Origin of the sequence: Dickeya oryzae (assembly GCF_009372235.1) — a bacterium.
In the GTDB taxonomy this organism is placed as follows: domain Bacteria; phylum Pseudomonadota; class Gammaproteobacteria; order Enterobacterales; family Enterobacteriaceae; genus Dickeya; species Dickeya oryzae.
In genome coordinates this window covers 293,755-314,970 of the sequence record NZ_ML762920.1, presented here as the reverse complement: position 1 = coordinate 314,970, position 21,216 = coordinate 293,755, and the positions used below count along the sequence as shown (strand labels likewise).

16 protein-coding genes and 2 pseudogenes are annotated in these 21,216 nt (G+C 54.6%); 8 read left to right on the top strand and 10 right to left on the bottom strand.

Annotated elements, in window-relative coordinates:
• Positions 1 to 289: 289 nt before the first annotated feature.
• Both FAZ14_RS01360 and tyrR read left to right on the top strand, forming a co-directional pair.
• Complete coding sequence (locus FAZ14_RS01360; protein WP_016942459.1) at positions 290 to 1,852, top strand: M20/M25/M40 family metallo-hydrolase; 1,563 nt, start codon at positions 290 to 292, stop codon at positions 1,850 to 1,852.
• A gap of 119 nt (positions 1,853 to 1,971) precedes the next feature.
• Positions 1,972 to 3,537, top strand: coding sequence for a transcriptional regulator TyrR (tyrR, locus tag FAZ14_RS01355; RefSeq protein ID WP_016942458.1), 1,566 nt, complete (start codon positions 1,972 to 1,974; stop codon positions 3,535 to 3,537).
• Positions 3,538 to 3,592: 55 nt separating this feature from the next.
• Here tyrR and FAZ14_RS01350 read toward each other — a convergent pair whose 3' ends face one another.
• Positions 3,593 to 3,850 carry a hypothetical protein gene (locus tag FAZ14_RS01350; protein ID WP_153507935.1) on the bottom strand — a complete coding sequence of 86 codons (258 nt, stop codon included), beginning with the start codon at positions 3,848 to 3,850 and terminating at the stop codon, positions 3,593 to 3,595.
• Between the two features lie 802 nt (positions 3,851 to 4,652).
• The gene (locus tag FAZ14_RS01345) at positions 4,653 to 5,201 is read right to left on the bottom strand and encodes a GNAT family N-acetyltransferase (protein WP_023640051.1); all 549 of its coding nucleotides are present in this window, start codon (positions 5,199 to 5,201) and stop codon (positions 4,653 to 4,655) included.
• A gap of 116 nt (positions 5,202 to 5,317) precedes the next feature.
• Here FAZ14_RS01345 and FAZ14_RS01340 point away from each other — a divergent pair, with 116 nt between their 5' ends.
• Positions 5,318 to 7,651 carry a penicillin acylase family protein gene (locus FAZ14_RS01340; RefSeq protein ID WP_153507934.1) on the top strand — a complete coding sequence of 778 codons (2,334 nt, stop codon included), beginning with the start codon at positions 5,318 to 5,320 and terminating at the stop codon, positions 7,649 to 7,651.
• A 44-nt stretch (positions 7,652 to 7,695) separates the two neighbouring features.
• Here FAZ14_RS01340 and FAZ14_RS01335 read toward each other — a convergent pair whose 3' ends face one another.
• The gene (locus FAZ14_RS01335) at positions 7,696 to 8,604 is read right to left on the bottom strand and encodes a helix-turn-helix transcriptional regulator (protein ID WP_016942454.1); all 909 of its coding nucleotides are present in this window, start codon (positions 8,602 to 8,604) and stop codon (positions 7,696 to 7,698) included.
• A gap of 126 nt (positions 8,605 to 8,730) precedes the next feature.
• Between FAZ14_RS01335 and FAZ14_RS01330 the strand changes: the two genes are divergently transcribed.
• Positions 8,731 to 10,152, top strand: a complete 1,422-nt coding sequence (locus tag FAZ14_RS01330) for an MFS transporter (RefSeq protein WP_153507933.1) — start codon at positions 8,731 to 8,733, stop codon at positions 10,150 to 10,152.
• Between the two features lie 98 nt (positions 10,153 to 10,250).
• Here the strand turns inward: FAZ14_RS01330 and tpx are convergent, their stop codons facing one another.
• On the bottom strand, positions 10,251 to 10,754 hold the full coding sequence (tpx, locus tag FAZ14_RS01325) for a thiol peroxidase (protein ID WP_012884420.1): 504 nt from the start codon (positions 10,752 to 10,754) through the stop codon (positions 10,251 to 10,253).
• Positions 10,755 to 10,810: 56 nt separating this feature from the next.
• Positions 10,811 to 11,542: a murein tripeptide amidase MpaA gene (gene mpaA, locus FAZ14_RS01320; protein WP_038926213.1), complete on the bottom strand. Its 732-nt coding sequence runs from the start codon at positions 11,540 to 11,542 to the stop codon at positions 10,811 to 10,813.
• Positions 11,543 to 11,844: 302 nt separating this feature from the next.
• Between mpaA and FAZ14_RS01315 the strand changes: the two genes are divergently transcribed.
• Together FAZ14_RS01315 and zntB are read left to right on the top strand one after the other, a co-directional pair.
• Complete coding sequence (locus FAZ14_RS01315) at positions 11,845 to 13,425, top strand: peptide ABC transporter substrate-binding protein (protein WP_235914447.1); 1,581 nt, start codon at positions 11,845 to 11,847, stop codon at positions 13,423 to 13,425.
• Between the two features lie 141 nt (positions 13,426 to 13,566).
• On the top strand, positions 13,567 to 14,544 hold the full coding sequence (gene zntB / locus FAZ14_RS01310) for a zinc transporter ZntB (protein WP_071526218.1): 978 nt from the start codon (positions 13,567 to 13,569) through the stop codon (positions 14,542 to 14,544).
• 463 nt (positions 14,545 to 15,007) lie between these two features.
• On the opposite strand, the gene ttcA is transcribed toward zntB, so the two are convergent.
• Together ttcA and FAZ14_RS01300 are read right to left on the bottom strand one after the other, a co-directional pair.
• On the bottom strand, positions 15,008 to 15,949 hold the full coding sequence (gene ttcA, locus FAZ14_RS01305) for a tRNA 2-thiocytidine(32) synthetase TtcA (protein ID WP_016942449.1): 942 nt from the start codon (positions 15,947 to 15,949) through the stop codon (positions 15,008 to 15,010).
• A 55-nt stretch (positions 15,950 to 16,004) separates the two neighbouring features.
• Positions 16,005 to 16,217 (bottom strand): annotated as a pseudogene (locus FAZ14_RS01300) (tyrosine-type recombinase/integrase); the annotation flags it as partial.
• 285 nt (positions 16,218 to 16,502) lie between these two features.
• On the opposite strand from FAZ14_RS01300, the gene FAZ14_RS01295 reads away from it, so the two are divergent.
• Positions 16,503 to 17,000 (top strand): hypothetical protein, encoded by a 498-nt coding sequence (locus tag FAZ14_RS01295; protein ID WP_016942447.1) that lies wholly within the window; start codon positions 16,503 to 16,505, stop codon positions 16,998 to 17,000.
• A gap of 162 nt (positions 17,001 to 17,162) precedes the next feature.
• Here FAZ14_RS01295 and FAZ14_RS01290 read toward each other — a convergent pair.
• A pseudogene (locus FAZ14_RS01290) lies at positions 17,163 to 17,732 on the bottom strand (hypothetical protein); the annotation flags it as partial.
• 251 nt (positions 17,733 to 17,983) lie between these two features.
• Between FAZ14_RS01290 and FAZ14_RS01285 the strand changes: the two are divergent.
• A complete protein-coding gene (locus FAZ14_RS01285) occupies positions 17,984 to 18,274 on the top strand; it encodes a putative hemolysin (protein WP_029456465.1) in 291 nt (96 codons plus the stop codon).
• Between the two features lie 96 nt (positions 18,275 to 18,370).
• Here FAZ14_RS01285 and FAZ14_RS01280 read toward each other — a convergent pair whose 3' ends face one another.
• Both FAZ14_RS01280 and FAZ14_RS01275 read right to left on the bottom strand, forming a co-directional pair.
• Complete coding sequence (locus FAZ14_RS01280) at positions 18,371 to 19,363, bottom strand: 2-hydroxyacid dehydrogenase (protein ID WP_153507931.1); 993 nt, start codon at positions 19,361 to 19,363, stop codon at positions 18,371 to 18,373.
• A 221-nt stretch (positions 19,364 to 19,584) separates the two neighbouring features.
• On the bottom strand, positions 19,585 to 21,138 hold the full coding sequence (locus FAZ14_RS01275) for a methyl-accepting chemotaxis protein (protein WP_016942442.1): 1,554 nt from the start codon (positions 21,136 to 21,138) through the stop codon (positions 19,585 to 19,587).
• Positions 21,139 to 21,216 lie beyond the last annotated feature (78 nt).

Genomic DNA, 21,216 nt, shown 5'->3' with positions numbered 1-21,216 from the left:
AGGCTCATTAGAGCCTTGTAATGCGGCAAGAGAGTGAATCCCGATGAGCTTACTTAAGTAAGTGATTCGGGTGAACGACAAATCGGCATACGCCGATTTGAACGCTGCTTGCTGCGGCCCGAAGGGCGAGGCCCATTGATGGGCCGAGTAACGCAGCCAACACACCTGCAACTCGAAGTATGACGGGTAACGGGTAACCCGGCAGGCAAATCGCTCACACGACGTTCGATGCTGCCGATAACCAGAAGATGGATGTTCTTTTTTTCCTCCGGCTGGAAGGATACTGATAATGTTTCGTGGCAAAAAACGCCTGTTGGTCAGTGTGCTTGGTGCGTTGGCGCTGGCAGGTACTGCTCAGGCTCAACAGTGGGTCATGACGCCCACTGAAGGTCTGAATTTCGCTAAGGCCAGCTTTCCCGAATATCTTGAAGGCCTGACGCTCAGTAACGATACCGATGTCGCCGCTGATATTCAGCGTAACCTCAATTGGCTGGATAAGGCGTTTCAAAAGCGCGGATTCACCACCCAGCAATTGGTTAACGGCGCACACCCGATGTTGTATGCGGAGTGGGGGCCTATCCAGCCCAATCGCCCGACAGTGTTGTTTCTGATGCACTTTGACGGCCAATCCGCCAGCGCTTCTGACTGGACGTCTGACCCCTGGAAACCCACGCTGAAAATGAAAGATGCTCGTGGAATCTGGATGCCGCAGCCCAACGATCGGCTGATGCAACCGGGTGTGGATCCGGAGTGGCGTGTCTTTGGGCGGTCCGCGTCGGATGGGAAAGGCGTTATCTCGATGTTCCTGACAGCCGTGGATGCGATTAAAAGCGCCCGTATCACGCCGACGGTCAATATCAAGGTGTTACTCGACTCTGAAGAGGAGCGTGGGTCGCCACACCTGGCGGCGGTGGTCAACCAGAATGCCGCCCGGCTTAAAAACGACGGCGTAGTGATTTTCAATGGCGCAGTGAACACCAATAACAAACCGGTGATCACCTTCGGTTATCGCGGGTCGATACAGGTTGATATGACGGTCTTCGGCCCGGACCCGGCAGCGCACAGCGGTGCATTCGGTAATGTGATTATCAACCCGGTGCAACAGATGGCGACCTTGCTGGCCGGGCTTAAAGACGCCGATGGACGGGTGACCTTGCCTGGTTTCTATGATCGGGTCAAATTAACCGACGAGGAGCATAAGCAACTGGCCGCGCAGGCCCCGCAGCCGGGCACGATCGAAAGCCGTTATGGGGTGACCCAACTGGAGAAAATGGCACCCAACCCGGTGGAAGCTGTGCAGTACCCATCGCTGGATGTGATTGGGTTCCGGGCGGGCGATACTGGCCGTAAGGCGGTGTACGCCATTCCCTCAACCGCGACCGCCAGTATCAATATCCGTACTGTGCCTGAAACATCGCCAGATTACCTGTATGACCTGCTGAAAAAATACGTGGTGTCGAAAGGGTTCTATGTGGTTCGTTCGGATTCGCCCTCGTTGCAGGAACGTAATCATAATGCCCGGCTTATCTCCATGAGCATGATGACCTCGTCAGGCAGCTCCTTTGCGGTGCGCACCCAGATGGCCTCGCCACTGGCGAAATGGGCGATAGATGGCGTGAAGGCACCGATAAAAGGGGAACCGGAGAAAAACCGTATGCTGGGGGTGTCGCCACCGATTAACGGCGCACTGGCCGCGCTGAAAAACGCGTTTGCGGTGGTCTCACTGGTGAATGTGGATAACAGTTCGTATGGTGCTGATGAGAATATGCGTATCGGCAACTATATCGATGGCATCCGGGTTATGGTCTCCATGCTGACAACACCGTTTCCTGAAGAGGAAAAGGCGAAGTAAACCTGAAATTCACTTGCCGGGGTGTCAACTTTTGCTGACACCCCACTTCATCCGGTGGCGGTGAAAGGGTATGATGCAGCTCTCGTCCCTGCCGCACCTGATAGAAGAAGGTTTTATTGATGCGTCTGGAAGTATTTTGTGAAGACCGCATTGGTCTGACTCGTGAATTGCTGGATCTGCTGGTATTGCGGCATATCGACCTGCGCGGTATCGAAATTGATCCTGCGGGTCGTATCTACCTCAATTTCACCACCCTCAGCTTTGACACCTTCCGTGAACTGATGACGGAAATTCGCCGCATCGTGGGGGTCAGTGATGTGCGTACCGTGGCGTTTATGCCATCCGAACGGGAGCATCGGGCGCTGAATGCATTGCTGGAGTCGATGCCTGAGCCAGTTTTATCGTGTGACCTGAAAGGAAAAGTGGAGCTTATCAACGCGGCAGCCCTTAGCCTGTTTGATCTCACGCAGGAAAAAGTCCGTACACTGACTATCAGCCAGTTGCTCAATGATTCTCCTATCACCCGCTGGCAAGAGCAGGGCGGCCAGCCGGAAACTACCCGCGTGGTGCTACGCGGTCAGGATTTCCTGCAGGAAGTCACCCCGGTTCACCTGGAAGACGATAAAGGGAAACCGACCGTCGTCGGCGCACTGGTGATGCTGAAATCTGCCGCCCGCATGGGCCGCCAGTTACAGGATACCCCCGTTAACGACGAGCGCGAGTTCGACCATATCGTGGCCGTGAGCCCACGCATGCGGCAGGTGGTGGAACAGGCGCGCAAGCTGGCGATGCTGGATGCGCCATTGTTACTGGTAGGCGAAACCGGCACCGGCAAGGATATGCTGGCCCGCGCCTGCCATCTGCGCAGTAGCCGCGGTAAGAAACCGTTTTTGGCGCTCAACTGCGCCGCCTTGCCAGACGACGTGATGGAAAGCGAGCTTTACGGCCATGCGCCGGGCGCGTACCCCAACGCGCTGGAAGGCAAGAAAGGTTTCTTTGAGCAGGCGAACGGCGGTTCGGTACTGCTGGATGAAGTGGGTGAAATGTCACCGCAGATGCAGACTAAACTGTTGCGTTTCCTCAACGACGGGACGTTTCGCCGGGTAGGGGAAGAGCATGAGGTGCATGTGGATGTGCGGGTTATCTGCGCGACACAGAAAAACCTGCTTGACCTGGTGCAGCGCGGCCTGTTCCGTGAAGACCTCTACTACCGTCTGAATGTGCTGACGTTGCAACTGCCGCCGCTGCGGGAGTGCCCGGCGGATGTCATGCCGTTAGTTGAGCTGTTTGTCGCCCGCTTTGCTGATGAGCAAGGCATGACGCGTCCGCCTATCGCCCCGGAAGTGCGCAACCTGCTGCCGCAGTATGGCTGGCCGGGCAACGTGCGTCAGTTGAAAAACACTATCTATCGCGCACTGGCGCAAATGGGCGGTGGCGAACTGCGCCTGCACGATATCGATTTACCGGCCTTTCAGCCGGAAATCACCCACAATGACGATTTACTGGAAGGCTCGCTCGACGATATCAGCAAGCGCTTTGAACGTTCGGTATTAACCCGCCTTTACCAGACTTACCCGAGTACCCGTAAGCTGGCCAAACGGCTTGGCGTCTCCCACACCGCCATCGCCAACAAATTGCGGGAATATGGGCTGAGTAGCCGTAAAGGTGGGGATGAGGACGAGTAATGCCAAGTAAAAATCCACCTCTTCAATAGGTGGATTTTTACTAATCTTCTATTTACTACTTACTACGAAATTTTTTGATTTTGCTCTCATACTCTTTAAATGCATCATCGATTTCTTTGGTGACTCTATCAAACTCAGCAAAGTCTTCATCGAAATTTTTCTGTTGTTGTGGTGTTATCTCGTTATCCTCATCAACAGCATTGCTGGCAAGACGATCACCAATCTCTTTTTGTCGCGCCATTGGTCCTTTTATCTTTTCATAGTATTCATTGATATAATTTCTTACTTTATTAATTCTTTCTAAATTACTCATGTAGTTATCCTTTTTTGGGGGGGATAAGCACTAAATATAGTGGGTATGTCGTGATTTCAACCTGATGGATACATATCATATCTATTAATAATCAGATTTTGTTTGACGGTTATCCGGTGGGCGAGTTTTAAAAATAGTATAAATCTAAGGTGATGGAGTGACAAATAGTGAAAATTTCCACGTTGAATGTCTAGGAGAAAGATATTGTATTGTTATCGGAAAATAGAATGGTGCTGGGCCAGTTATTGATAGTTACTGAAGCAATTAGCACCGCAGCACACCGAGCATGATCACCGACAAAAAGTGAGTTCAAATCGCTATTAACAATAACTGAATATTTTATCTGTCAGTCAGTTCTTCGAGATGGCAGTATTATAAATGCTTGCAGAGGAAATGCCGTTTAAACAGAAAAAATCTGCCAATAATGAAAAAACAAAGTTAATGGTCTTACAAACTTATATGCCAAATCTTACAAGGATAATAAGTAATTAGCTGTACCAAAAAATCTGAAGTGTTGATTGAAGAAGCGATGCGTGAGCGATTAGGCAAATCGTCCGTAAACCCGAGTCTAAATGGTTTCTCATATTACTGCTACACTTGCGGGAGGTGGTACCCCATCACGGGCCTCGCTCAATTAGAGGTGAAGTATCAATGTGCGAAGTTATTTAGATGAATGATTACAGACAGCTCCACTCTGTTGCAATCTGTCCACTGACAATTATCAAAGATGTTCTTCTTTGACACACAGCATGGCTCAACTCTGTAAGCATGTCGCGTCAGGTTTTATCAACACCGACAAACATCAATGAGCCAGCACATCCCCGGGAATAAGCGAATATAACGCGGCGGTGACCGGCTGGTCATGGATAATAATCCGGTTTCGCAGCAACCCTTCGAAATGAGCGCCGATTTTCTTTGCGACCTGACGGCTGGCGTGGTTTTCCTCGGCGGCGATGATTTCCAGTCGCGTCAGCCCCAGCGTACCGAAACCGAATGGCACCACTTCTCGTAGCGCTTCAGGAACGACCCCTTGGCCTTGTGCAGACTGGCGAACCCAATAACCAATATTGCCGAGTCGGTAGGCTTTGCTGATATTGTTGATGGCGATAGAACCCAACAGATCGCCAGTAGTACGGTCGGTGATCACCAGATCAAAGGCGGTGCCTTCACGACGTAGTTGTTCGCAAAAGGTTATCCAGCTTTGTGCCATTGGCAGATCGTAATCGGGCACGCACCACGGTAGCCAGCGTCCTACGGATTCTATCGATTCACGGATGGCGTCAAATAGTGCGACGTCGTCAGAAGGCATGAACGGGCGCAGACTCAAACGCTCGGTTAGCAGTGGGAACATATCACCTCCAGAAAATCAGCCTGGCGGATACAGGATGATACAAATGATAATGCAACAGTTTTTGGCCCCACGCTATGGTCATTAACGCTCACCTGAATAATGCGGGAGAATAGATTGTGCGTATCAAAAACTGGCGAAGGCTGACGGTTGGCGCGTTGTCGCTGGGGGGCGTGCTGGTGATAGCGCTGGCTGCCACCGTATGGTGGTTACTGCGCCAGAGTTTACCCCCGACAGACGGTGAGTTACGTGTCCCTGGGTTGCACACAGCAGTGACGATCGACCGGGACGATGCCGGTGTGCCGGTCATCCGGGCTAACGATCGTCAGTCAGCCGCCTTCGCGCTGGGGTTTGTCCATGCGCAAGACCGCTTCTTCCAGATGGACTTGCTAAGACGTAATGCCGCAGGAGAACTGGCGGCGCTGGTAGGCGCGGCGGCGTTACCGTTGGACCGGCAGCATCGATTGTTCTTGTTGCGTCAGCAAGTGGCCCGAAACTGGCAGGCATTGCCCGCTGAGCAGCAGCAGACCTTGCGCAGTTATGCCGATGGCGTCAATGCCGGGCTGAGTAGCCTGAAAACGCGTCCGTTTGAATATTGGTTGCTACGCGTTAAGCCGCAAGTCTGGTTGCCGGAAGACACCTTGCTGGTGATCGCTTCCATGTATTTTGATTTGCAGGATAACCAGTTTGGTCGGGAGTACGCCCGTGGCTGGATTGCCAGCCAGAGTACGCCGGAACAGGCCGACTTTTTGTTGCCGGATGCCAGCGTATGGGATGCGCCGTTGGCAGGTCAGCTGCCGCCTTTTTCGCAAGAACCGGCTACGCCGCCATCGTGGTGGGGGCAGTCTGGTGGCAAGACTGGTGCGTCAGTTGGCGGCCAGGAACAGGCCAAAGGCAGTAATGGCTGGCTGGTGAGCACCGCAGGGAAGGCGATACTGGCTAACGACATGCATCTTGGCTTGAGCCTGCCGACGATATGGTATCGCGCACAGCTTATTTACCCGACGGAGGCGGGCACACTGCGCCTGACCGGATTTTCTCTGCCCGGTGCGCCTGCCATCGTCAGTGGCAGTAATGGGGTGATTGCCTGGGGTTTTACCAACAGTTATGTCGATACCTTTGACTGGGTGAAACTAAACCCTCAGGAAGGCCATCAACGCACGGTGCAGGAAACGCTGACAGTCAGTCATGGCGAGCCTCAGACGATGACCGTGCAAACCAGCGACTGGGGACCGGTGGTTGATACCGGACAAGGACGCATGGCGATGCATTGGGTACTCCAGTTGCCGGGCGCGCTGGATCTGTCGCTGATGTCGCTGGCAGAAACACACTCCGTGCCAGATGCGCTGGCTGCGGGGCAGCGCGCCGGTCTGCCGGCACAAAACCTGTTGGTGGCGGATAACCGAGGCCATATCGGCTGGACGCTGGCTGGCGTACTGCCGGACCGACTGATACCCGGCAGGCAGAACACGTTCCCCCTGGTTGATCTGGCGCAGGCGCGCTGGCGTGAACGAGGATTACCCCCTGAGTCCTATCCAGAAATCATCGACCCGCCGCAAGGCGTCATCGTTGCTGCCAACAACCGTATGCTGTTTGATGATCAGGGGGAGCGGCTCGGGGATGGCGGGGCGGACCCCGGCGTGCGTGCGTCGGCGATTCATCAGGCGTTGGGGGAGGTCAGCCAGCCAGATATTGCCGCGATGCACCGGATCCAACTCGATAACCGCGCACTGCTGTCGGCCAGCTGGCGTGACCGGTTGATGGAGTGCATGAATGCCTCTGCGCCTGACTCGATGGCCGATTACACTGCGGTCAAAACGTTATTACAGCAATGGGATGGTCAGGCATCGGCCGATTCTGTGGCGTACCTGTTGCTGAATCGCTGGCGTGAGGCGCTTTACCAACACCTGTTCGGCACATTCGATCAACAACTGTCGCAAGCGTGGCCGAAGGCCAGTTACCGGGGGGCTAACCCGCGCTGGGATATGACGGTACAACAGCTCATGCGTGATGAGGCCATTTTGTGGGTACCGAAACCGGCGAAGAACTGGTGCCAGTTTTCGTTACAACAACTGGAAACGGTATGGCGGGATAACGGCGAGGGCCACCGTCGCTGGGGGGATGAGAATCAGAGCCACATCGCTCACCCGCTGGCGTCGTCACTGCCGTTGCTGGGCCGTTTGCTGCAAGCGCCGGTATACCCGCTGTCTGGAGACAACAACGTGCCACACGTCAATCGCCCGACGTTTGGCGCGTCGGAGCGGCTGGTGATAGCGCCGGGTGATGACGCTGGCGCGACGCTGAGCCTGCCGGGTGGGCAGAGTGGTAATCCGCTCAGTCGCTGGTGGCTCGATGGGTATCACCGCTGGATAAGCGAAGCGCAGACACCGTTATTACCGGGTAGCGGTACCCGACAACTGCGACTGAAACCGGCTGACAGCGCTCAGCTTTAATCATGTTGGCAATCATGTTGGCGGGGGCACCGCACCGGTAGCGTTTATGACGCGTGCGGTGCATCGCCAGGTGGCGGCAGTTGCGCCAGCTGTGCCAATTGCGCGCTATCCTGCTCGCTGGCAGGCATGTAGACCAGTAGCCGGTCACCGCTGCGCGAAGCGCTCCACCAGTTGATTTGTCGCAGGGTGAAAATACCCAACGAGGGATGACGAAATCGTTTGATTTTGTCATCCACGCCTTGCACCTCGTAGCGTTGATACCATAACTGACGAAATTCGTCCGAAGCGTTCAGATAGCGCTGTAGCTGTGCTTCCCACAGCGGTTCCCCGGCATGCTCGGTCATCTGGGCGCGAAACATCGCCACCAGATTGGGCAGTAAATCCTGCTGATCGACCATCCTTTCCCGCCAGTTCGGGTGCGTCAGCGCCAGCCAGATGCAGTTACGATCTTCCGGTGCCAACTGATGCAGGTCGATATCCAGCAACCGGCACCAGGTGAGGTTAACCCCCAGGATGACGAAGCGCGCATTAACGATAACCGCCGGAAGCGGGTTGAGTTGATCGAGAATGCGTTGGCTGTCGGCGCTGATTTTCTCGCAACTGGCCTGAGCTGAGGGGGAAAACGGCAGCCCGGCCAGCATAAACAGATGTCGGGTTTCGGCTTCATTGCATTGCAGGGCATTGGCTATCGCCGTGAGCGTTTTAGCCGAAGCGCGAATCTCACGGCCTTGCTCCAGCCAGGTGTACCAGGTGATACCCACATCGGCCAGCAGCGCCACATCCTCACGGCGCAACCCCGGCGTGCGCCGCTTGCGGGGAATGGAAAGCCCCAGGCGCAGCGGGTCAAGGCTTTCACGCCGTGCGCGTAAAAACGCCCCCAGCCGTTTACGGTTATCCGGTTGTAGTGGCGTAACCCGGGAGTCAGCAGCAGGAACGGGTGTCGGCATAACCATAGCAATCTCCAGATGGGGGAACGTGACAGACAGGTAGTTTTTATACCAGGATAAACAGGAACTGGTACCCGTTTAAATTATCGATAATGCTAACTACCTCACAGAATTAACACAACGGGTACCGCGATGAAACAGGTTTCACTTTCACAGGGGCTTACCGGCATCGGTCTGATGGTATTGTTGACCGGCCAACTGTTGCCGATGATCGATTTTTCGATCGTCAACGTCGCACTGGAAGCGATCGCCCATTCACTGTCTGCCAGCCCGGCTGAGCTGGAGCTGGTTGTGTCGGTTTATGGTGTGGCGTTTGCTGTCTCTCTGGCAATGGGCGGGCGGTTGGGGGACAACCTGGGCCGACGCCGGGTGTTTCTGACGGGCGTAGCCGTGTTCGGCGTTGCGTCGCTGTTGTGTGGCATCGCCCAGTCGGTATGGGTGCTGCTGGCGGCCCGCGCCTTGCAAGGTGTTGGGGCGGCACTGGTGGTGCCGCAGATTCTGGCGACGATTCATGTCTGCCTGCGAGGGCGCGAGCATGCCCGGGCGTTGGGGCTTTACAGCGCGATTGGCGGGTTGGCGTTTGTGGTCGGGCAGGTGTTAGGCGGATTTTTAATTCAGTTAGATATCGCCGGTTATGGCTGGCGGAGCGTGTTTCTGGTCAATCTGCCGGTTTGCCTGTTGGTGTTGTTGGTGGCACCGTCACGCCTGCCGGATACCCGCGGTGAAAAACCGGTGGCGTTGGATTTACCCGGTACCGTGCTGTTGTCACTAGGGTTAGCCAGCCTGTTGTTTCCGTTGGCATTGGGGCCAATCTGGCACTGGCCGTTGGGCAGCGTGGCGGTATTGTTGAGTAGTCTGCTGTGGTTCGCGTGGCTATGGCGGGTAGAAAACCGCCAGCCTGCGCCGTTGCTGCCACCGGCGTTGTTTCGGTTACCGGGGATCCGTTTTGGTTTGTTGCTGGCGTTACTGTTCTTTTCCAGCTGGAGCGGGTTTATGTTTGCGGTGGCGTATACCCTGCAATCCGGCGCGGGCTTTACCCCGTTGCAATCGGGTAACAGCTTTATCGGTTTGGGATTGTCTTATTTTGTCTCATCGCTGTTTAGCGGCCGTCTGCTGACCCGTCTGGGGAACAGAACTGTGCTGCTGATCGGGTGTGCTATCCAGATGAGCGGCCTGGCGTTGTTGATGGCGTCGCTCGCCTGGCGCTGGCCGGTATCGGTGCTGCAATTACTGCCCGCAACCATGATGATTGGGTTTGGTCAGGCGTTTATCGTCAGTAGCTTCTATCGGATTGGCATGTCTGACGTGCCGACGCAGCAGGCAGGGGCGGGCAGTGCGCTGCTTTCTACCATGCAACAGGCGTCACTGGGGCTGGGGCCTATCGTACTGGGTACCGTGCTGGTGCATGTGTTGCACGCCAGCGGCGGGCATTTTGCCAGCGCACTGACAGCGGCATTGATGGCGGAATGGGTCGTCATGCTGGTGTTGGTGTTGTGCGCGCTGCGTAACCGACCATCACGCCCCGTGTCACAGACGGTGGCCTGCGGGGAATAAGTCCTGTCGGGTGGGTGATGCGCTGTTGGATAAGGTGAAAGCAGTAAAAAAATGCCAGTCAACAGACTGGCATTGTTCCTGTGGAGTATCGCCGGGACTTATTTCAGTACGGCGATGGCGGCATCGTAGTCTGGCTCGTTGGTAATTTCGTTTACCAGCTCGCTGTGCAGGACATTGTCGTTTTCATCCAGCACGACAACGGCACGGGCGGTCAGCCCTTTCAGCGCGCCTTCGGCAATCGCCACACCGTAGTTTTCTTTGAATTCCGCACCGCGCAGTGTAGACAGAACCACCACGTTGTTCAGGCCTTCTGCGCCGCAGAAGCGAGACTGCGCGAACGGCAAATCAGCAGAAACGCACAGGACAACGGTATTATCCAGGCTGGAAGCCAACTGGTTGAATTTACGCACAGACGCGGCGCACACACCGGTATCGATGCTGGGGAAAATGTTCAGGACTTTGCGCTTGCCGGCGTAGTGGCTCAGCGCCACATCAGAGAGGTCTTTGGCAACCAGTGAAAATGCTGGTGCCTTGCTGCCCGCAGCCGGGAAAGATCCTGCTACTGGTACTGGGTTACCCTGGAAATGTACATTTGTTGACATGCTTACGTCCTTCTATCACAGGTGATTAACATGTCGATTAGTGTAGGGCAACATTATCAACATTGGTATAAAAAGTTATGGCTCAGTAATTGGGTCAGTGCCGGCAGATAGCGCTGAGTGGCGCTGTCTGCGGCGATCACCGGTAACTCTGCCGTAATGCACAGCAACTGGCGTTCAGCACACCAACTGCCAAAGGAGCCGGGTGTTGGATACCCGACATCGTCGACCAGCGGGAGCGAAAAGGTCTCCGACAGCCAGACACCCAATGCGGAGTGTTGAGGGTCATCAATGCAGGCCAGCGGTTCATGAAATGACACCACCCACGGTGGCGATAAGTGTTCGATGAGACGGCACAATGCCTGTGTTTCTGGCTCAGAGCCAGGGTGGCTGCCGGTCGATATCTGCACATCGCGCACCGGGGTATCGCTGCTCCAGCGGTAGACGGTGCCATCCGGCTGCCAGTTGGCGGTGGGGAAATTGCGATTGAGGTCGACACCGTTGGCATTCGCGCGCAAACCCAACTGGCACCCATCCGGATTAACCGCCAGTACCACATGGTGCGCCAGACCGCCGGGTGCCAGAGTGCGCAAGGCACACGAGAGTGCGACCACCGAGGCTGTTTCATCACCGTGCGTCCCCGCGAGGATCAATCCGTTGTGTTTTCCTGCGTTTTCCGCCGGGAACCACAGTAGCGGCGCACCCAGCCGGGAACGTCCGTACTCCTGACCCGGTGAGGTAAATCCCCCGCGCTCGGCGCGAGGGCGCGGCACAAACTCGATATCTGTCATGGTGTTATCCTGACGGTTGTTGCGTTGTATCGTCTGATAATAACAAAAAATTCGGGCAGGTCGCGTCGGTGAATCTGAATTGCGGGGCGCTTTGCAAACCGCTTTCGCGCTACTGGCTGGAAGGGCGGGTTTACGACTATGATAACTTCCAGCCTGATAACGATTTTTTCAGTGGGCACATGCCCAACATAATTCGAGTCATGCACTGCTACGGGGTAGCAGAACACGGCTCTTTGGTTAAAGGACACAACATGCAATTTCGTGACTCTGCAGTTTCCGTGAGCGTGCTTTGCGCCATACTGATGACCACCCTGACAGGGGCGGCGAATGCGGCACAGGTTCCCCCCGGTACGGTACTGGCGGACCAGCAGCAGATCGTACGCCATATCAAGGACGAACCCGCTTCGCTGGACCCGATCAAAGCAGTGGGGCTACCGGAAATTCAGGTGATTCGCGATTTGTTTGAAGGGCTGGTGAATCAGGACGCGCACGGCAACCCGATTCCCGGCGTGGCCCAGCGCTGGCAGACTAACGATAACCGCACCTTTATTTTTACGTTGCGAGCGGATGCGCGCTGGTCAAACGGCGACCCGGTCACCGCCAGAGACTTCGTTTACAGCTGGCGGCGGCTGGTCACACCGCAGAATAACTCACCGTTTAGCTGGTTTGCCCGAATGGCGGGCATCGTCAATGCTGATGAGATTCTGGCCGGTAAATTGCCTGCCGATAAACTCGGAGCCGTCGCGGTTGATGACCACACGCTGAAGGTGCAACTGAGCAAGCCGGTGCCGTATTTCATTAGCCTGATGGCCAATTTCAGCCTTTATCCGGTGCATCAGGCCACGGTGGAGAAATACGGTAACGAGTGGACTAAACCCGGCAATCTGGTGGGCAACGGCGCGTTTGTGCTTAAAGAGCGGGTAGTGAATGAAAAACTGGTGCTGACCCCTAACGATCACTATTGGGATCACGCCAATACCCGCCTGACGCAAGTGACGTTTGTGCCTATTAATCAGGAATCTAACGCCACCAAGCGTTATCTGGCAGGCGATATCGATATCACCGAATCCTTCCCGAAAAATCAGTATCAGAAACTGTTGAAAGATCTGCCGGGGCAGGTGTTTACGCCAGAGCAACTGGGTACCTACTATTATGCGTTTAACACCCAGCGTGCGCCGACCAACGATGTACGGGTGCGTAAAGCGCTCTCTTATGCCATCGATCGCAAGATTATTGCTGAGAAAGTGTTGGGGACGGGGGAAAAGCCGGCCTATCGCTTTACGCCCGATGTCACCGCCGGTTTCACGCCGCAACCGGGACAACTGCAACAGTATTCACAGGCTGAACTGGACATGCAGGCTAAAGCGCTGATGGCGGCAGCTGGTTATGGCCTGTCCAGACCGTTGAAGCTGACGTTGTTGTACAACATGCAGGAAGTTCACCAGAAAATCGCCATCGCAATTGCGTCCATGTGGAAGACGAAGCTCGGTGTGGACGTCAAACTGGTGAATCAGGAATGGAAAACCTACATCGACAGCCGTAACACCGGTAATTTTGATGTGATACGCGCCTCCTGGATTGGTGATTACAACGAGCCTTCCACCTTCCTGTCGTTGCTGACGTCGAGCCACAGCGGCAATATCGCCCGTTTCAATAATGCCGACTATGACCGCCTGATGGCGGATACCGCCGGACAGACTGACCGGAAGATCCTCAACGAGGATTATAACCGTGCCGAGCAGATTCTGACGGAACAGGCACCGATCGCGCCTATCTACCAGTACACCAACGGCCGCCTGATCAAGCCCTGGGTGAAAGGTTATCCCATCACTAACCCGGAGGATGTGGCCTACAGTCACACGCTGTATATTCTAAAGCACTGACAAACGAGGCAGCCGGGTTTTATCGAGGGGTTATCGGGCATTGCTGGTGCGCCGCTTTCCGATTGCAGGCCGGGATACAGGCAGTAAGATGTGCGGGGTGAACAAAGCAGTCGTGAAGTCAGGAGAGGATGTGTGGACGTGATGGACAGTAACGCTATCCAGCATATGGGGGCGGTTTTTACCTATCAACTGGATGGACAGGGCGGCATTCTGCCGTTGGCAGAGAGTGGGCTGGGAGAGGAGGGGGGGTTACCCGTCTGGTTGCACCTCGACTCGACACAATCGGCCAGCGTGCGTTGGTTGCACGAAACCACCCTGTTACCGGATAGCGTACGCAATGCGCTGGCGGGCGAAAGCGCCCGGCCCCGCGTGGTCCGGCTGGGCGAGGGCACTCTGGTAACCCTGCGCAGCATCAACTACAACCCCAATGAGCGGCCGGATGAATTGGTCGCCATCCGGGTGTTTATTTCTGAGCGGCTGATTGTTTCTACCCGACGCCGCAAGGTCGCGGCGATCGACGAGGTAATGAGCGACCTCAAAGAGGGCAACGGGCCTGCCAACAGCGGTGACTGGATAGTGTCCATCGCTGAGGCGTTAACCGACCACACCAGTGAGTTTATTGATGAACTGCATGAGAGAATCATCGATTTGGAAGATGCGTTACTGGAACAGCGCATTCCACCGCGCGGTGAGCTGGCGTTGATCCGTAAACAGCTGATTGTGTTGCGCCGTTATATGACGCCGCAACGTGATATCTTCTCGCGCCTGTCTGGTGAAAAATTTAGCTGGATGCAGGATGACGATCGCCGTCGCATGCAGGAAATTGCCGAGCGTCTTGGCCGCGGGCTGGAGGATTTGGATGCCAGCATCGCGCGAACCACCGTTATTGCTGATGAAATTACCTCATTGATGACGGATGCTATGAACCGACGCACCTATACCATGTCGTTGCTGGCGATGGTGTTTTTGCCCACCACCTTTCTGACCGGATTATTTGGCGTTAATCTGGGCGGTATTCCGGGCGCGAATAGCGGTATTGGTTTTGGCGTATTTTGCCTGATGTTGGTGTTATTAGTGGGCGGCGTTGCCTGGTGGTTAAAGCGCAGTAAATGGTTGTGAGTGGCGCGGTGGCATTCTTGCGTGAAATATCACACAACCGTCGGCGGAGATAAAAACCATTGTCAATATTGAGCGATATCAACATTTTTGGCCCCTACCTGCGGCACTATGCATCCCGCAGGTGAATGCAACGTCAAGCGATGGGCGTTGCGCTCCATATTGTCTTACTTCCTTTTTTGAATTACTGCATAGCACAATTAATTCACACCATGCCGACGTTTCGTCGGCTTTTTTTTGCCTGCAATTTGACGATGTTGTTATTGGGGGCTGGCGTTGAAGACGGTCGTGTTTATGGCTGTCATGTCTACGTAGGAACCCGCGATTACGCCGCCATGGCAATAAAAACACTCTGTCAATAAAACACACGCTGGCAATAAAACATACGCTGGCAGTAAAGGTATAGGCGGCTAATAATCACACCGCCGATCAACCGCTTGCGTTGTTAAAACGGTAAACGCGAAAACTAGCGAATCTCCAGCACGTCCAGACGTTCCAGTGGCCGGGTGTTGTCTTCGTCATCTTCATCCGGCTGCCAGCCTGCGGGTTGTAGCGGCATCTCTTCACGGTCGAACGCTAAATCGCCGCCATCCACAACGGCGCTGCCCTGACGGATTGATTTGAAATCGAACAAGGCGGTGTCGCACAGATGTGATGGCACCGCATTTTGCATGGCGCTGAACATGGTTTCGATACGGCCGGGGTAGCGTTTATCCCAATCGCGCAGCATGTCTTTGATCACCTGACGTTGCAGGTTCGGTTGTGAACCGCACAAATTACACGGGATGATAGGGAACTGGCGTGCCTCCGCAAAGCGCTCAATGTCTTTTTCACGGCAATACGCCAGGGGGCGAATGACCACATGCTTACCGTCATCGCTTACCAGTTTGGGGGGCATGCCTTTCAGTTTGCCGCCGTAGAACATGTTCAGAAACAGCGTTTGCAGAATGTCATCGCGGTGGTGGCCAAGCGCTATCTTGGTGGCGCCCAGTTCGGTGGCGGTGCGATACAGAATGCCGCGACGCAGGCGAGAGCACAGTGAACAGGTGGTTTTCCCTTCCGGGATCTTCTCTTTCACGATGCCGTAGGTGTTTTCTTCCACAATCTTATATTCAACGCCGATACTATCCAGATACTGCGGCAGCACATGCTCCGGGAACCCCGGCTGCTTCTGGTCCAGATTCACCGCTACCAGCGAGAAGTTCACTGGCGCGCTCTGCTGCAAATTACGCAGGATCTCCAGCATGGTGTAGCTGTCTTTGCCACCGGACAGGCAGACCATGATCCGATCGCCCTCTTCAATCATATTGAAATCGGCAATCGCCTCGCCCACGTTGCGACGCAGACGCTTTTGTAATTTGTTGAGGTTATACTGTTGTTTTGGTGTAGATAATTGATTTTCTGGCATTTTATCCTGCGTCTGTATCTAAAAAGGGCACTGAAGGGGCAAAACCCATTTACGCTTAGAGCCGTTGATTCAACATGCTGTTCTGATCCCCACTCATCTCTTCAATCCACTTCCCATAGATCTCGAATACCATCTGGGCGTTCTCGTGTCCCATCTGATTGGCGATAAATGAAGGATTAGCACCCGCTGACAGTAACCAGCACGCGTAAGTATGCCGTGTATGGTACGGATTGCGGCGCCGAATACCAGAGAGTTTTACAACAGCATTTCAATACGTGCCGATAGGTGGAAATGATCCATTGGTTTTTTGCACTCGTTTTTGCCGATGAAGGCAGAAAATGAAAGACATATCAAACTGGAAGAGGGGAAATGGCCTTTGCCGATAGGGATAATTATCCCCCGACTTGCCCCTTTTTCCTTTCATCGATGGGTGAGAACACTGCTATTCTGTGGACAGGACTTGGTGCCTGCACGCGTTGTGCGACAGGCCATGACAAGACACGGTATGGCCCTTGCATGGGCTGAAACTGTTGGCGAAAAGAGAACAATACCCATGAAGAAACTGCTTCTGGCCGTAGCGGTCACGGCGATGTTGTCAGGATGCTCGGTATTCCGTACCAAGACGACGAGCCTGAACAGTACATTTATCTCGCCGTATTACTTTACCTATGACACGAGCCATGTGTTGAAAGGCCAGACTAACTGGGTAGATTCTGTCTACTTGACCGGTAACCCGGCGCGCTGGGATGAAATTCGCGGTACGTATAAGGCAGCATTGCCGAAAATTACCCTTAACTACCGGGTGGAGCCTGCCGACGGTGGATATCGGATCACCTATAATGGGATGGTGAATTACCTGCTGTCGGCCCGACATGGTGTCGAGAATGGCAAAGACATGATTGAAGGCGAGAGCGTGCGGCAGTTCCTCATCCCACAGCGTAGCGCCGTGGTGAGCATGGACAAAAAGGCGATGCTGACGCTGACCGATGACATCAAGGTGGAAGTAACACTGGCAGAGAAAGTCGAGATGCATTCCATTGCGGATCGTTAACCTGCAAACCAGGGTAACGGCATGATGCCGCGATGATGCATCATGGCTTTCCTGATCAAACCGGCGTTCTTGCCGGTTTTTTTATTGCTCAGCAGTGCTGTTGACAAACAGGCTGACTCAGAAGCTTTCCCAGTCCTGCTGGTTCTGGCGACTGTTGTGGTTTCACGACAGTGTGGCCTGACGCAATGTAGCCTGACTCGATATGGATAACGGATTGCGGGCGCTGGCAGCCAACGTGGTACGGGGCAATAACGGCTGTCTATCTAACGGTTTATTCCCTACCTGTTTATAATCTAAACGTCGATTCTCTAACCGTTGATTATCCTGCGTTAGCCGGAAATGGCTCACCAGTGTTTCCAACCGTACGGATTGTTCCTCCAGCGAGCTGGCGGAGGACGCGGATGCTGTAACCAGCGAGGCGCTTTGCTGGGTGGTGACATCGAGTTCATTCACGGCACTGGCGATCTGCTCGATTCCACGGCGCTGTTCACTCGACGCGGCGGCGTTGTCGGCGTTGTTTTTTACCGTTGAGGTCAGTTGTTCCATGCTGGCGGCGGTCTGGACGACAGAGGTGGATTGTTGCTCGGTAGGCGACGACAGTTCATGGTTGCCGTGGGCGATTTGTGCGGCAGAGGCTGCTACGTTGCTCACGCTGTCACGGATGTTGCCGATCATCTGACGCAACCGTTCGGTCATTCCGGCCATGGCGGTGGTCAACTGGTCCAGTTCATCCTGAATAAGGACATATAATTTATCCCCCTGACAATAATTGTTTTGTTACTTACCGTGAGTAAAAACATGAGAGGTGAAATGGGGGCTAAACGGTGATTTTTTACGCCATGAGAAACATTCGAAAAGAGAAGTAAATAGGACTATGCCGTATTCCGCTATTTAGCGATAAAATGGACCGATTGCTTCTCACATGCAGGCTTTCTCACACTCACGATCTTTCTCACATTCACGAAATAGGAGTCGACAAGAATATGATGATGCCGCAATGGCTGGTGGCGGGCACGGCGCTGATGCTGGTGGTCTGCAGTAGCGGATGTAGTGGCGGACAATCTGAATCGGCGCAAATGCAGGAGTCGGTCGCGCCGCAACGGGCTGCCTGGCAAGGGCAGGAGAGCCCGGCCGCGGTGAATTGTACGCTGGCCGGTGGGCGCATGGGCGTTTCGCGCCAGTTGAGTGGGGCCAGCATCGGTACGTGCCTGTTGGCGAATGGTAAGCGCTGCGACGAAACCTCATTGATGAATGGTCATTGCCCGGCGGGGTGATCCCGGCGAGTCATTCGGCAGGTAAGCAGGTAAGCAGGTAAGCAGGTAAGCAGTAAGAGGTAAGCAAACCGGCGGCAGACGCCACCGGCCGTGTGATCAGGCGTTGACCTGGTTGGGGCAGGGTACGCCTTCGCTAAGCTGTTGGATGTTGTGCAAGGTGGTGTCGGCGATGCTGGTCAATGCTTCTTCTGTCAAAAAGGCCTGATGACCGGTGAACAGCACATTGTGGCAGGCCGAAAGCCGACGGAACACGTCATCCTGAATCACGTCGTTGGATTTGTCGGTAAAAAACAAGTCACGCTCGTTTTCATACACATCCATGCCGAGCGAGCCGATTTTCTGTTGTTTGAGCGCGTCGATGGCGGCTTGAGAGTCAATCAATCCGCCCCGGCTGGTGTTGATGATCATCACGCCGTTCTTCATGCGTGCAAACGCATTCTGGTCGAGCAGGTGATGGTTTTCCGGTGTCAGCGGGCAGTGCAGTGAAATCACGTCTGAGCGGGCATACAGGGTATCGAGGTCGACATACTCTGCGCCCAGTTCCAGGGCGAGTGGATTCGGGTAAGGGTCGTGCGCCAGCAGCGTCATGCCGAATCCTTTAAGGATACGCAGGGTGGCGATACCGATTTTTCCGGTGCCGATAATCCCGGCGGTGCGCTGGTACATGTTGAAGCCAATTAACCCTTCCAGTGAGAAATTGGCATCGCGGGTGCGCTGATAGGCACGATGAATGCGGCGGTTGAGACTCATCATCATGCCTACCGCATGCTCTGCGACCGCTTCCGGTGAGTAGGCCGGTACACGCACGACCCGAATGCCCAGTTCGCGGGCCGCTTCCAGGTCGACGTTATTAAAACCGGCGCAGCGTAACGCCAGGATGTTGATGCCGGTATTCGCCAGCTCCGTCAGCACCTCACGCCCGGCTTCATCATTGACGAAGATACAAACCGCATCGCATCCCGCCGCCATTTTGACGGTGCGCGTGCTCAGCATGAAATCGAAAAACTCCAGCTCATACCCGAACTGTTGGTTTACCTGTTCCAGGTATTTGCGGTCATATTGTTTGGTGCTGTAAATCGCCAGCTTCATGATGATCTCTCCACAGGGTATTGTCGGTTGCGCATCGGTCATCGGTGGTTTTATCACCTGACGTGATGATGGCAACCAGAATAAGCTAGCAGAAAACCATAAACAGACAAAATCGTTACCTTCATCATGGTAACGCAATGAAAGCGTCAGGGCGGCGGTACTGTTGAAAAAACAAGACAGGAGGGGGAATTTCCCCTCCTGTATGACAAAGATGGCGTGACTTACTTCGAGGCACCGAATACCGAGATGGCTTGCGCCATGCTGGCGATCTGCTGCTGCAGGTGCCCGGTGGCGGAGTTGGACTGGCTCGCCAGTGCGGTATTCTGATGGGTCAATTCGTCAATGCGGTTGACCGCGTCATTGATCTGCTGCAGCCCTTGAGACTGTTCTTTGGTGGCCAGGCTGATGTCGTTCATCAAGTGCGTCACTTCCTGCACTTTGACCAAAATGTTGTTCATCGAGCGGTTGGTGTGGGCCACTTGCTGGTCACCGGCGCGGATGCTGGAGAGCGTATTGTCGATCAATGCCGCGATGTCCTTGGCGGAGGAGGCGCTGCGCTGCGCCAGCGAACGGACCTCACTGGCGACCACCGCGAAACTCTTACCTTGCTCCCCGGCATGGGCGGCTTCTACGGCAGCGTTGACCGCCAGAATATTGGTCTGGAATGCCAGATTATCCAACACGCTGATGATATCGGTGATGCGTTCGCTGGCGCGGGTGATCGCATCCATCGTACTGGCAACCTCCGAAACGGCTTGCTCACCGACATTGACGACCTGATTAACGTCCTGCGCATATTGCGAAGCGCGTAACGACGCGTCGGCGTTGCTCTTGATGGTCGCGGTAAGCTGTTCGACCGAGGCGGCGGTCTGTTGCAGGCTCTCTTCGGTTTTCTCGCAGCACTCGGCCAGAATGTGGTTACCTTGCGCGATTTCACTACATGCGGTTTTGAGTTCATGCAGGTTGACGTTGACGTCATCGACAAAGGTGCGGAAGTTCATGCCGGATTGATTGACGGCGCGCATCAACATGCCTATTTCATCAGCACGGTTAAGCTGGGTCAGGCTGTTGGCCTGGCCAGATGCAGAACGCATCGCTTGCTCGAGGATCAGTTCCGTCGGTTTAGCGATATGTTGCACCAGTAGCTCACAGAACAGGCAGGCGCAGGCGATCAAGGCGGCAAACACGCCCCATACCAACGCCGTTTTTGGCAGCAGTGCGAACGCGATAGCCAGCGGTATTAACCCCAACAGCCCAAAATAGCTGCGAATGCGCCAGCGCAGCGGCATGGTTTTGAACATGCTCAACCATTTTAGCGGACCGGTATACACCACCAAACCGTGATGAAAAGTGCGGTTTTTCAGGGTACCCTGATTCACCTGAGCATAGAGTGCTTCCGCCTGGCTGATTTCGTCTGTGGTGGCGGCAGTGCGTACCGACATATAACCGACCAGCTTGCCATCGCGTTTTAGCGGTGTCGTGCTGGAACGAACCCAATAGTGATCACCGTTCTTGCGACGGTTTTTGACCACACCAGTCCAGATTTTTCCGGCTTTTAGCGTATTCCACATGTCCGCGAAGGCCGACGGTGGCATATCTGGATGGCGGATAATATTATGCGGTTGCTCCATCAGCTCTTCCGTCTCATAGCCGCTGACTTTGATGAAATCGGCGTTGGCGTAAGTAATGAGGCTGTCAGGGGTGGTGACCGACATCAGTTTGGTGTTGGCATCCAGCGGATACTGACGTTGGCTTACCGGGTAATTTTTACGCATGAAGCATCCCTTTTTGCGATATTGAAGGGTAAAACGAGTCCATATTGTCTAAATAAACAACAATGCTAATGGGTTGAT